7 protein-coding genes are annotated in these 13,390 nt (G+C 56.0%); 5 read left to right on the top strand and 2 right to left on the bottom strand.

Annotated elements, in window-relative coordinates:
* Positions 1–18 precede the first annotated feature (18 nt).
* Positions 19–1,245, top strand: coding sequence for a hypothetical protein (locus LOC70_RS11505; protein ID WP_230253721.1), 1,227 nt, complete (start codon positions 19–21; stop codon positions 1,243–1,245).
* Between the two features lie 89 nt (positions 1,246–1,334).
* Here LOC70_RS11505 and LOC70_RS11500 read toward each other — a convergent pair whose 3' ends face one another.
* The gene (locus LOC70_RS11500; RefSeq protein WP_230253720.1) at positions 1,335–2,759 is read right to left on the bottom strand and encodes a serine/threonine protein kinase; all 1,425 of its coding nucleotides are present in this window, start codon (positions 2,757–2,759) and stop codon (positions 1,335–1,337) included.
* Positions 2,760–2,767: 8 nt separating this feature from the next.
* Positions 2,768–5,950 (bottom strand): hypothetical protein, encoded by a 3,183-nt coding sequence (locus tag LOC70_RS11495; RefSeq protein ID WP_230253719.1) that lies wholly within the window; start codon positions 5,948–5,950, stop codon positions 2,768–2,770.
* Between the two features lie 152 nt (positions 5,951–6,102).
* Here LOC70_RS11495 and pilM point away from each other — a divergent pair, with 152 nt between their 5' ends.
* The 4 genes from pilM to holA all read left to right on the top strand — a co-directional run bounded on the left by pilM (position 6,103) and on the right by holA (position 13,386).
* Positions 6,103–8,253 carry a type IV pilus assembly protein PilM gene (gene pilM / locus LOC70_RS11490; RefSeq protein ID WP_230253718.1) on the top strand — a complete coding sequence of 717 codons (2,151 nt, stop codon included), beginning with the start codon at positions 6,103–6,105 and terminating at the stop codon, positions 8,251–8,253.
* A 105-nt stretch (positions 8,254–8,358) separates the two neighbouring features.
* On the top strand, positions 8,359–10,152 hold the full coding sequence (locus LOC70_RS11485; RefSeq protein ID WP_230253717.1) for a hypothetical protein: 1,794 nt from the start codon (positions 8,359–8,361) through the stop codon (positions 10,150–10,152).
* Between the two features lie 110 nt (positions 10,153–10,262).
* Entirely contained in the window at positions 10,263–12,317 is a 2,055-nt protein-coding gene (locus tag LOC70_RS11480; protein WP_230253716.1) for a hypothetical protein, read from the top strand.
* Between the two features lie 19 nt (positions 12,318–12,336).
* A complete protein-coding gene (holA, locus tag LOC70_RS11475; protein WP_230253715.1) occupies positions 12,337–13,386 on the top strand; it encodes a DNA polymerase III subunit delta in 1,050 nt (349 codons plus the stop codon).
* Positions 13,387–13,390 lie beyond the last annotated feature (4 nt).

Here is a 13,390-nt window from a genome sequence, read left to right as displayed (position 1 = left end):
CATGACGGTGGAACAACGATGTCGGTACGGAAGCTGACTGCAAAACTATTGGCAGCCCTGGCGGTTTTTGCTGGTGGCGCTTCGGTGTCCGCCCAGGAGCATGCATTGGCGGATCCTTTCGCGTTTGACCCAGACTTTCAATGGTTCGAACCGATCTACGATGCGGACATCCTGGACGCCAAGCCCAAGAAACGAGCTCACACAGGTTGGTTCGGAACCTACGACAAGTTGCACTTGTGGGGCAAACGTCCCGAGTCGGAACCAACCACGATCGGTGCCGATAGCTCGGAATACCAGCTCGATTTCGGTGATGGTCACCGTTACGAGTTTGGCTACATGAAGCCGGGTGACGACACGGGTTGGTTGTTCGGCTGGTCGGACCTGGACGTGAATGCGGGTGAATACACCCGAATGGAACGAATCAACAGGCTCAACGATGAGCAATTTGATGATGGCGGACCGGAATTCCCAGCACCACCGTTCGGTCAGAACGCCCTGACGGAGGACGACAACAACTTCGGCTATTCAACTCGTTTCTATGATGTCGGTCGAAGCACCAACAACGTCGAATACGACAGCTACGAAATCAACAAGACTTGGCGTATGGAGCCGTATCACTACGGAGGCATCCTGGAGCCGATGATTGGTGTCCGTTTCGTGACGCTCGATGACATGGCAATCACCAGACGCTATGCACGCACTCGTGAAGATGGCGAGAACGTTGTGCCACCTCAGGTGCTCTCGCAGAATCCATACTTCACCGATCTTGGGATCAACGACGATTCGTTCGAACAACTGACGCAAGACTTTGCTGAAGTTGAGAACGAGGCCTACACGCTTCAGCTTGGATTCCGCTACTTCAAGTTCGTCAACCGCTTCCGATACTCAGCCGAGTTCCGTGCCTTCAGCGGTCTCAACTTGCAGCACGCAATGCGATACACACGGGTCGACTCGACGTTCTACGACGGCTTTGACGTCGGAGCCGATGTGACGTCCTTCTACCGCACCGAGAACAAAATCGAGCATTATCGCACGGACGAGTTCTTCATCGGCTACGACGTTCGGGCTGAACTGGGCTACCAATTGACCAACATGATTCATGTGCGAGGTGGGTTCCAGATTTTCGACTTGGCCAAGGGCCTTGGGCGAGCCGGCCACGAGGCGGATGGAGATCCGATCTTGGGTTCGAACGACCAAAACTTCTTGGCCGTGGGTGGAACCTTCGGGATCGAGCTGAATCGCTGATCCAAACCGACCGTCACTGTTAGCAGATCCATTAACGAAAGCCGGCGAGGTAAATGCACCTCGCCGGCTTTTGTCGTTTGTGGTCTGTCTCATCGCAGGTTGGACGGCAAACTCCATCCGTTGGCTGTGAAGAAACCAACGATGAACCCGATCGTCGTGAAAAGCAAAATGCTGAACACAAAAACAATCGTTGAGATGCTTGTCGCGTCCTCGTCAGCGTGCGTTGACATGGCCGCTAGTTCACTCGCGTGTGAGTCAACCGCCGGAGGGGGTGGGGGAGGCGGAGTGATCGACGAAGGCGATTCTTCGGAAACATTGACCGCTTCATCACCCGCCGAGCTGATTTGGTCCCAGCTCATGTCGTCCAACATGGATTCGGCGTTAGAGTCTTCCAAGCGTGGAATGCCTGCTGCTGGAATCGCGATGGGACGCATGCCTTCGCCGACCGGTACCGCACTGCCGTCCGTGATTTCGGAGTCCATCGTGGCCCAGGGGCTGAGCCGCATCACGACTTCCGCCGCGGTGGTGATGCGCCGCGAAACTTCTTTTTCCATCATGTCAGCGATGGTGTCGACAAATGCTTCGCTGAGCTCAGGTGCATGTTGAGTTGGTTTCAGCGGCATCTCGTTCAAATGTCGACGGCACTTGGATTTGGAATCACCGCCGGGGAACGGAACGGATCCCGTACACGCGTAATAAAGTGTGCAGCCAAGCGAGTAGATGTCGGTGGGCGGACCGACGTGATCGGGCGTTCGAATTTGCTCGGGTGAAAGATAGTCTGCAGTCCCAACCACCATTCCTGCGCGAGGATCGTCGTCGGGGCCGAATGATAGAGCGGCCAAACCGACATCTGAAACCTTCGCATGACCATCGGGTGTCACCATGATATTGGCGGGTTTGACGTCTCGGTGGACGATGCCGGAATCATGGGCGTAAGCCAATCCGGCGGCAGCCTGCGCAATGATCGACGCCGCTTGCTGCATCGACAGACGCCCGTGTTCGCGAATCAGACGTCGCAAATCGGTTCCTGGCACATACTCCGTCACCAGGTAATGCACCTTGCCATCCTTTCCGGCGTCGAAGGCACGCACGAGGTAAGGACTGTCCAAGTTGGATTGCAGCCGGATCTCGCGAGCGAAGCTTTCCAAGCTGAGCGGATCCGACTTTTGCAAAGGCAAGACTTTGATCGCGCATCGGCGTCCCATGATTTTGTGGACACCGCCGAACACTTGGCCCATACCGCCTTGGCCCAGGAACTCCGTGATCACGTAGTTGCCAAGCGACAGTTTCGTGCGACCGGCACGAATTTGTTGGGCTTGGTAAGGCGTCAGGATGTTGTCGCGAACCAGGACATTGGACATCTCCTCGCAAACCAACTGAGGATTCAGGCGTTCTTTTTTCGCCAGGCTTTGTTTGACCTCTTTGGCCGCGCGTTCCCACTGTTCCGCTTGGACCAAATCGGAACGCAAAGCGGCTTCGCGAAAAAGTGCGACGGGAGACAATGATTCGGACATCGGCTCCCTTATTGATTGTCAAAGACAACGCAGAGATGGGTCACTCCATGACCGGAGGAACCAAACTCGATTCGGTCGTCGTCGCATTTGACTTCACCATCGATCGCTGCCGAATCAATGCTTTGAATGGACGGCTTCTGATCGTCATTCGTGCCGGGCGAATCGGATTGGCTGAGAGGTCTAGTCAAAGGGGAAATTGGATGAGCCAGCGCCACCTTTTGGCAGAAACGCAAAACCCCGCGAACAGATTTGCTGGTTGTCTGGATGGCTCGCAAATGCATTGCCAATCGGCCGTCGTCTAACTTGCAAGTGTCGACCACTTGCACGCGAAGCGATGAGGGTGACGAATGCATCAACCAGGAACCAAACGGAACGCCTTTTCGCAAGTTTTGCCCTGCTGAAAAATGCATCGCATGCGTCTCTCGCCACGCTTCCATCGCGGAATCGATTGGATGAGGCACATCGAAACCAAACGAGAGCTCATACCACGGGGTGAAGCCTTCGGTCGTGGCGGAGGCCGCGGCCAGAGGCAAAAGCGTCTCGCAGAAACGATCTTCGCTGCGACGATGCAAGGCGTTTCCATGAGTCGCGATTAAGGTGCGGCAATCGTCTTCTTCGTGCACGAAACCGAGCGGAGCGATGAAGCGGCGAGCACTCGTGCGATGGAGTTTCTCTCGCACGATCGTCCGGATGACTGGAGCTGTGCCGGGGAAAGCCATCTTCAACACGGGATGGTTGATCCAGTCCAGTTCAGAGGGTGTCGCGTCATCGCTGGCCACTTCGAAACGAATTCGGTAGCGAACCAACCGGCTTCCGCGAGACAGTTCGACCTCTGATTGCCACGCGAGCGTTTGGCCCGAGTCAGGTCGCTCGACCGTGCCTCGCATCGCAATCACGCCTCGCAGGGTGCCGTTTTCCAACGTGCGAATGCTGTCACACTTGCAGACGAGAGGCGTGTGATCCTTCTTTTTCGATGAAAATTCGACTCGTGTCGACAATCGGTTGCCACGAACTTTGCCGCTGTAGACTCCTTGGATGCCGCCGTGATCCGGCGACAGATTCAGCTCCATGAATTCGTTGACCAACCGGTGTCCGTCAACGATGGGACTGGGGCCACGACCCATCGAGTGACCAAGTTGTTTTGCCCAACGGACCAAACGTGGATCATCTCCTTCGTTGTTGTCGGAATGGGTCGAGGGTTCGTTTGGCTTGGCGAGAGTGCTGACCCATCGATAGCCCCAGGCCGGAACGTCCACGATCGCGTGGGTGTTGCCTTTGGAAAGCTGGGCGTGAAAAATCGACTTGTCACGCGATGACAGTTTGCCCTTCACGACAACCGAATCACGCGACGCGACCGGGTGGGCGTTGATGATCAATGCCTGCTCCGTCGGTTTTGACTTCGTCGCGTCGTCGGAATTTGCATTCGGTGACGTGGCGGGCTTGCCATCGGCGAGTCCCAACGATGCGGCAAAATTGGCTGACGATGGATCACTCGATGCTTTCGGGTTCGCAAGCAACGAAAGCCCATGCAGGTCTCGTGTTGATTGCGTCTTCACGGATTGACGAAGTTTGGCAGTGGCTTCCCGCATGGCGATTGCCCCCGCCCGCAATCTTTCCGTCGGCGAGGGTTTGGAAACGCTGGACGATCCGTGGTGATAGGGATGCTCGCCGTCCACGAAGTAGTCGTCGATCTTCCAAAACTTTCCAAGTGCCAGCGTCCAGGTCGCGGCCCGTTTCAAATCGTCGAAACTGTCACAACGGCCGCCGGGCCAATGGACCAGTAAAGCTGTCGCGATCTCACCCGAATCGATGGCTTCGCCGAGTCGCGTGCCAAGCGTCAGAAACGATGCTTCGTCGGTTGTATCGATCGGCTTGGCGGTCAATGCTTCGATCTCGTGCCCGCTTTCGCCCAAGATCACTTTGGCTTCGTCGCCGAACCCGGTGCCGTTGAGGAAGTCGATGGGGATCAAGCCTCGGCATTGGCTGGTGGATTGGCCATCGTGTTTGTGGCAAGCCAGAGCCGCGACCACTTCACCGGGAGTGCTGCCGCCCAGACGCGCGTGCACGATCATCGGTTGCCCCGTGGCTTCTTCGGCCGCAGCGATCGAATGCCGCAACGCTTCTTCAAGCTGATCACAGCTCAATTCGTCATAACATAGGTTTGCCGCAGGACCGCCACCGCACCAGGCTAGGTCATCGCCCGCCAGTGCCGTTTGAAATGCTTCGCGTGTTGGGGCATCGTCACCAAGAAGCGATTGGGCAAGCGTTTCGTCCACCAACACATTTCGCGGGGTGGCCAAGATGGATTCTTCGGCGTCTGAGCCCGATGGATCGCGGTCTTGGTTGTCAGCCAAAAATTTTGGCAATGTCGACGGCGTCAGCAGCGTCAGGTCCACCAACGATGGGTCCGACGCGAAGTAGTGGTCGCGTTCCTCCGCCAAGGCATCGAAGCAATCGTGCAGAGCGTCCGCGGCCGAGTCGGCATCGCCGCCGCACCATGCGATCGCGGCGTCGACGACTCGGGTTTCGACATAGATCTGATCGAGGTTGCTGGTGTACCGCAGGCGTCTGGTCAAGACTTGCACCTGCCACCAGGTGTAGGCGAGCGCAAAGAAGTCATCCGCCGAGATCTCTCGGCCCTTGGACGTGGTCAGCCGTGTGTCTTGAAGTAGCGAACCGGGTTGGAAGTGGCCGAACCAACTCGGATCGAGCGACGAATCAATGAGAGCCATCGCATCGTCTCGGCTTTGGCTGCGAACGAAGATCTCCTTGTGGGAAGCCTCCTCGTGACTGGCCCAGCGTTGATCGGCTTCGGCGGACGGCAAACGTTCGCGAAGAGAGCTTGGCAATTTCGCCAGGCTGGCTTCGGGGACCAGTGTCCAACGCAGAGGCAGACTCGGCGAAGTTGCGTGATCGCTCGGCGAATTTTCGTCACTCGTGGTTTGCGACGATCCTGCGGATGAAGCCGGTGACGCGGATGAACCTAGGCCTCCGATGGGGGTGGGGGCAGCCGGAGCATCGTCGGCTCGGTACCAGGCTGGAATCTTGCCGGTCAGTGCCAGCAATTGCGGGTGCCAGACCGCGGTCAGGGTGCCAAGCAGACTTTTCGCGGCGTCATGATCCAACCGAGAGGGGAAATCTTCGATCGTGCTGCAGGGAATTAGGACGCAACATTCGGCAAAGGACGGCATGAGCGACTAAAATTTGACGGGAAGGGGCGAAAAGGGGATACTAGCGGTTTGGCGAGACCACTGGCACCTCCCGGTCTCGCCCCCGGTGTCAACTTTAGCTGATGCCTCTCATCGATATGAAAAATCTTGTCTCTTCGTGTTGAAAGTAAACCATGGCCGGATCTGGCGGCGTTTGGGGAATCGAAATTGGTCAGAGCGCGCTGAAGGCGTTGCACTGTGTCAAACAAGGTGACGAAATCGTCGCGGATGCGTTTGAACTGATCGAGTATCCCAAGATCTTGGGGCAGGCCGACGCCGACCCAGACCAATTGATCGCCGATGCTCTGGATCAGTTGCTTCAACGCAACGATGCGATTCGTGATCGGGTGTGCATCAGCGTTCCTGGACAAAGCGGTCTGGCAAAGTTCTTCAAACCGCCACCGGTGGAACTGAAGAAGATTCACGACATCGTTCGCTACGAAGCAAAGACGCAGATTCCATTTGAACTGTCCGACGTGGTTTGGGATTACCAAACCATGCCCGGGGCAACGGTCCAAGAAGGCTACGCGTTGGAAAGCGAAGTCGGTTTGTTCGCGATGAAACGCGAGCAGGCCTATCGCCAGTTGCAGCCGTTCACGGACGCCGACATCGAAGTCGACATGGTGCAACTGACACCGATCGCTCTTTACAACATGGTCGCGTTTGATCGCTTCCACGAGCGAATTGAGAACGAGTCGTTTGATCCCGACGAACCGCCGACGTCGAGCGTGTTGTTGTCGATTGGTACCGACAGCAGTGACCTGATTGTCACCAACGGTTTCCGAATCTGGCAACGCAGCATGCCGATCGGTGGTAACCACTTCACGCGTCAGTTGACCAAAGACTTGAAGCTGACGTTCGCGAAAGCCGAGCATCTCAAACGGAACGCTCGAGAAGCGGTGGATCCGAAGTTGGTTTTCCAAACCATGCGTCCGGTCTTCAATGACTTGGTGACCGAGGTTCAACGTTCGATCGGCTTCTTCCGCAGTATCGACAAGAAAGCCGAGATCACGGAATTGCTGGTGACCGGGAACACGGTCAAGATGCCGGGGCTGGCGGCTTACCTCGGCAAAAATTTGGGATACGAAGTCCACACGTTGGATCGATTCAATCGACTCGGTGGAGACGACGTTCTCAGCATCCCAACCTTCCGCGACAACGCACCGACGTTTGCGGTCTGTTACGGGCTCTGCTTGCAGGGCTTGGGGCTGAGTCAGATTCACACGTCGCTGATCCCAGCCGAGATCAAGACGGAGCGAATGATTCGGGCCAAGAAGCCCTGGGCTTTGGCCGGCATGGCTGCTTTGCTGCTTGGGGCGACCACCCAGTACGCGTTGACTCAGCGTTCCTGGCAAACAACACACGAGGATTTGTGGAAGAGTGCCGAATCGGCCGTCTCGCAGATGTCTTCGTACAGCTCGAATCAGAAGACAGAGGATTCGACCTTGGTCAGCAAGTTGACGTTCCTGAACCGGCTGGGCGAAGAAGTGTCCGGTAACGCGGAACGTCGTTTGATGTGGATGGAAGTCATCAACGCGGTCAACTCGATGATTCCGCGAGCGGATTATCCGGATGGCAAAATCCCTTCCATCAAAGAGTTGCCGCTCGAAGATCGAATCGATTTTCACATCTCCGAAATCGACACCAAGTTCTATGAAGACTTGGCGGAGGATTGGTTCAGCGAGCGGTTGGCGGTTCGTTACGAAGAAGAAATGACGAACTGGTACGACCTGATGAAGGATTCGCCGCTGCCGGAAGATTTCGCCGATGACACCGGCCCCGAAGAGGAAGGTTGGGTCATTCAGCTCAAGGGTTATCACTACTACAACAGCCCGAAACACCAGGGCGAAGAAGGCAGCCAGCACGTCCGGAAATATTTGACCACCAACTTCCTGGAAAAGCCGATCACGCTGACTGACAGCCAGGGCAATCCAATCACTTTCACACCCAAAGAGTTCGGATTTGCGTATCCACTTTTGTTGAACGAAGAAGATCCAAAATTGGTGCAGATTCCAAATCCTGACTACGACCCCGTCTCTGCCATGGCGGCGATGCAACTGCGAGCGGAAGGCGACGACGATGTCGAGGTGGAAACTCAGACGTTGGAAGTTCTGCGGCTCGATTTTGTGTTCCAGGTGGTTTGGAAAGAAAGCATCTTGAGCGAACGCATCGAAGCGAAGATCCAGGCGGAACTGGAAGCAGCCGAAGCCGCTGAGGCGGACGGATTCAACACGGATCCAGATGCGACGGACCCCGACGCGGATAGCATGGCAATGGCCAACTAACACGAAAGCGGATGGTCGTCCATTGACCGTCCCAATCCATGATTTTGACGACTTCATTCGTCACCCACACAACCTTTTCTCTTCTCCACCGACTCGGTCGTTCCGATGGATCAACTCAAGCAATCATTCGCTGTCGCGGCCAAGCATGGCTTTTGGATCGGCACTGGCACCATCACCTTGGGTGCGTTGGTGATTTGGTTTTTGGTAACCAGCAGTCTGCGGGAAGAAAACGAAAGCCGAACTCAAAAGATCAAAGGCGACGTCAGTGCTGTTTCGTCCTTGCGATCGGAGTTGACCACGCACCCCAACCCGACTTCGCAAGAAGCCATGGAGGGACTGATCGATGGCCGCCAGGATGAGGTCCTGCAGGCTTGGCAAGAAGTGTATGACGCACAGCGAGGAATCTTGGTTTGGCCCGAAGAAGAGCTGAGTTCAGATCTGATCGATTGGTTCCGAGACAAGATGCCGATTGAGAAATTCATTGACTTCCCACCAGAGCCAGATCAGGAAGTCCCAACATCGTTCCGGAACCAGTACGCCTTTTACATCAAGAACGTGCTGCCCAGTATTGCGGAAATCGCGAAGGCGGAATGGCAGGCGGAATTCAAGTCCGCGGGTGCTGGTATGGAGATGGGAATGGGAATGGATTCGATGATGAGCGGGATGGATATGGGGATGGGCATGGGAATGGGCCGCGGACCGGTGAATTTCGCCGGCGTGGAGGATGTTCCCTTGGTCGATTGGCCCGTGTCTTCGCAGTCCGCGATCATCTCGGAACTGTTCCCTTGGCAAGGGCGTCGTCCATCGACGCTGGAAGTTTACTATAGCCAAGAAAATCTCTGGATTTTGCGTCAGCTATTGGCCATCGTCGCGGACGTCAACGGTGATGCTCAGCAACCTTTCGAAGCCAAGATCCACGTCATCAATCACCTCTCTCTCGGAAAGAAGGTGAAGTTCACCGCGGGTGCCATTCAAAAACCGGGAATGGGGGCGGCCGCCGGTGGCATGGGAATGGGGATGGATATGGGCATGGACATGGGAATGGATATGGGCATGGGAATGGGGGACGACCTGTACGGCGACATGGGGATGGGTGGCATGGGAATGGGAATGGGAGGAACGATGGAAGCTCTCGACCCAGGCGACAACCGCTACGTTGACACAACCTACGAACCGATTGATGGTGCCACTCTCCGTAGCGCTTTTGACAGCACCTCACCTGAGGATGCACCGTTGAAGGTGGCCAAGCGTGTTCCTGTGATGATGTCCCTTCAGATCGACCAACGTTACATCCCCGAATTGCTGGCCGCGTGCGGTAGCGCTCCGCTGATGGTCGAAGTCAAGCAGGTCCGAATTTTGCCAAAATCGGCCGGTTCAAACGCGGTCGGTTCAATGGGAGGCGGTGGCATGGGCATGGGCGGCGGCATGGACGACATGATGAGCGGAATGGACATGGGCATGGAAAGCGGCATGGGGATGGGTATGGACATGGGGATGGGAATGGGTGGAGGCATGATGGGCGGTGCTTCTCAAGGTCCCAAGGAAAAATTCCCCTTGGACGTGACGGCTGAGGTGTATGGCCTGATTCACGTCTACAACCCACCGCACAAAGAAGATTTGGGGGTCGAACAGGTCACCGAGGACACCATGTTGGATGGTGAGACAATGGCACAAAGTGCCGAAGAGGATCTCAACGAAGGCACGGATGGGGAGGCAACGAACGGCGCCGCCGCTACACCTGCCGCACCAGCAGCATCGCCTGATTCGGCACTGCCTGCACCGGCTGATCCCTCGGCAGACGGTGGTGACGCTGCGGCCGATGACGGTTCTTCCGAGCCGACGCCAGCACCCGCTGGTGAAGCTTCCGCCGCAACACCGGCCACCGCCGCAACGGGGTGATCCCAAAACGGCAATGCAATTCGATGAGGTGACCATCGATCACATTGCGACTTTTCACAACTGTCGCCGAACCAACACTTTTCCTTTTCGTTTGCACGAGTAAACAAATCATGGATGCCGACAAAATCAAACAGTTCTTCATCCTTCATGGTGAAAAATTTGTCGTCGGAGTTGTCGTTTTGGCGGCGGGCTGGATGGTCTATTCCGGGCTGCAAATGCCAAACATGCTCGATGAGGTCCAACCTGAGAAGTTGACGGCGGATGCAAATACGGTGCGAAACAGCATCGACGAAGACCACAACGAGGCGATCTTCCAAGAACGCGAACCGGTGGTGGCTCCCAAGTTTGACATTCTCGCCGAAACTGCCCGCAAGCGAACTCCAGTGGATGCGTCGCCATACAAGACAGCGAACCTCCTGGAACGAAAGTCCATTGATACGTCCATCCGGCGCAAAGACCCCGAGATCTTCGCACCACGGGCCCTGCAAGTGGACAGTCACATCGCTTCCATTGCGAAACTTTCGCGAACCGGTGAGTATCCGCTGAAAGACCTCGAGGGTGCAGAAGCGTTGGAAGTCGTCGAGCAAGAAAAACCTCGCCCGCGTTCCCGTTCGCGTCGTCGCGGCGGCATGGACGAGATGATGGGGATGGATGAGATGATGGGCATGGAAATGGGCATGGGCGGCGGCATGGACATGTACGGCGAAGACATGGGGATGGGCATGGGAATGGGGATGGATATGGGCATGGGAGCTACCATGTCGGCCTCCGCATCCGGGCGGCGCTTCGACTCAGCCAACAATTTTGGATTCACGGCGGTTCCAAAGAACAGCATGAAACCAGTTCCCGATTACGCCTGGTTCATCTCCGGTACCGCAGTCATTCCTCATAAAGAGATGGCGGAAGCGTTCAAAGCAGCTTTCCAAGATGCGGATGGTTACCTGCCTTCGCGGGATCAACCGCTGTACTTCAACTACGAAGTCCAACGAGCGGATGTCACAACGAAGTCCGTCGATGAGCTGAATGAAAATGATTGGGTGCTGAGATACACACGAGAGCAGAACCTGAAAGAAGCTCACAGAAGTTGGGGTGGGTACGCACAAGAAGTGGTCCCCGAGGATTACCGTGACTTGAACGTGACGGCCTACATCCCACCGATTTTGCTGGCGGACTACACCGATTTCGTCACGCACCCGCTGATTCCCATGGTTTCTCGTCGCGAAAAAGAGATGAAAGAACGCGAAGAGTTGTTGAAGGAAGAAGAGGTCGATGTCAACGATCTCGAATTGGCCGGCCCCGGCGCCTCGGGCATGGCGGGAATGGGCGGTGACATGGGAATGGATATGGGCATGGACATGGGGATGGGCATGGACATGGGAATGGAAATGGGCATGAGCGGCATGGGAGCTTACGGTGGTATGGCGATGGTGGAGGAAGATCCCGTCGACTACAAAATCATGCGGTTCTTCGATTTCGCCTCCAGCAACGACAAAAACACACCACGTCCAGGTCGCAAGTACGTGTATCGCATCCGTGTTGCCGTGGTGGATCCGAACTTCCCCGCCAATGCCTTGCAGCAACCGAAGGTTTCGACGTTGTCAGGCGATGTCTATCAGCGTGTGTCAAAGTTGATGCAACAAGCCGAGGAAGAAGAAAGCCGTCGAGGGTTGTTCGAACGCTGGTCAGAATGGAGCGAGCCGAGCGAAGCGATCTCGCTGCCTGATTTCAATCAGTACTTTGCGGGACCCGTCGAGCTCCCAAGGGTGAAAACATTGCAACTTGGAGACAAGACCGTCGAGTACACCGCGGACCCGCCAACCGCGAAAGCAGTCAACTACAGCTACAACATCCAATACCGGACAACGATGCCGATTTGGATGCAAAATGTAACGCCAGGATCGAATTTCTCTTACGAAGGCCCTGCGGAGCTGATTGATCCGATTGATCTCGTGGTCAAAAAGCTGGAAGATGCCAAGGTGACTTCGCAAACGACGGTCGTCGATTTGGGTGGTGGAAAGGTGTTGCCAATGACGGGGGACGCTGAACTGACAGAGCCTGGAATGATGTTGCTGTTCGACGAGAACGGTCAATTACGAGTGACTGGCGAAGTCGAAGACCAAGAGAATTACCGTATCTACTCCTTCGCAAAAGAACGCGGCCTCTAATTCGCGTTCGTGATCACGAATGCCAAGATTCAACGCCTTTGAATACCTTGCCGCTCCCGAGTCCACTCAAGCTGGCAAGGTGGTTGGCGTGGTTTATGGAGTGGACAGCACCCTGCGAAAGTGGTGCATCGATGCCATCGTTGGTGACAGCGAATGGACCCAGATGGATGGCGAGGTTTGCAAGTGGTCGGATTTGAGAGACGACCTGGCGACCGCCTCCCTGTTCGATTTTGACGCGGGCGACAAACGTACGATTGTGGTCCGATCAGCGGATAAGTTCCTGTCCAATCACCGTCCCGAAATCGAAAAGTATTTGGCGAAGCCGGGCGACGCGACGCGTTTGGTACTTGAACTCGAATCGCTGGCCAGCAACACCCGCGTCTACAAGGCGGTGGACAAAGAACATCTCTTGGTGGCTTGTACCAGTGCCACGGACGCGAAGCTGGGAATCACCGCGGCTTCGCGTCGGAAGTTTCTGACCTCGTTCGTTGCGGGACGCCATCAATGCCAACTTGCCGCCGCCGCAGCGGATGCGCTGGTCGAAATGCTTGGCGAAGAGATTGGAATGTTGGACACAGAGATTGCCAAGCTGGCTCTCTACGTCGATGTCGGTGGCAAGATCGAGGAGCCTTTGGTTCGGGATGTGGTCGCGGGCTGGCAAGGCAAAACTGTTTGGCAGATTACCGATGCCATTGCCGCTGGGGATGCCGCAGAAGCTTTGCGGCAATTGGACAAGCTGTTCAGCGGCGGCCAACGTGCGATCGCCTTGTTGCCGCAGATCGCATGGTCGCTGCGAAGGTTAGGAATGACAACCGCCGCGATTGAACATCGTGAACGAAGCGGCCGGCCTTGGCAGTTTGAAGACGCGTTGGCAGCGGGCGGCATCCGACGCGGCTTTGAAATCCAATCGGCAAAAAAACAGTTGCAGTCAATCGGTCGCGAACGAGCGAAGAACTTGTTGCCTTGGTTGTTGGACGCTGACCTGCGATTGAAAGGGACGCACAGCACCGAAGGCAGGGACCGATTTTTGCTGGAGCAAATGATTCTCAAGCTCGCTCGCGAAGCTTAGTTGA

It is taken from the genome of Rhodopirellula halodulae, assembly GCF_020966775.1.
Lineage (GTDB): Bacteria > Planctomycetota > Planctomycetia > Pirellulales > Pirellulaceae > Rhodopirellula > Rhodopirellula halodulae.
The sequence above is the reverse complement of the archived record's forward strand: the minus strand, read 5'-3'. Positions and strand labels throughout refer to the sequence as shown.

Bases quoted from the DNA above. Each gene is read 5' to 3' on its own strand.
- LOC70_RS11485 (WP_230253717.1), top strand. From the start codon at position 8,359: ATGGATCAACTCAAGCAATCATTCGCTGTCGCGGCCAAGCATGGCTTT.
- LOC70_RS11500 (WP_230253720.1), bottom strand. From the start codon at position 2,759: ATGTCCGAATCATTGTCTCCCGTCGCACTTTTTCGCGAAGCCGCTTTG.
- LOC70_RS11480 (WP_230253716.1), top strand. From the start codon at position 10,263: ATGGATGCCGACAAAATCAAACAGTTCTTCATCCTTCATGGTGAAAAA.
- LOC70_RS11495 (WP_230253719.1), bottom strand. From the start codon at position 5,950: ATGCCGTCCTTTGCCGAATGTTGCGTCCTAATTCCCTGCAGCACGATC.
- holA (WP_230253715.1), top strand. From the start codon at position 12,337: ATGCCAAGATTCAACGCCTTTGAATACCTTGCCGCTCCCGAGTCCACT.
- pilM (WP_230253718.1), top strand. From the start codon at position 6,103: ATGGCCGGATCTGGCGGCGTTTGGGGAATCGAAATTGGTCAGAGCGCG.
- LOC70_RS11505 (WP_230253721.1), top strand. From the start codon at position 19: ATGTCGGTACGGAAGCTGACTGCAAAACTATTGGCAGCCCTGGCGGTT.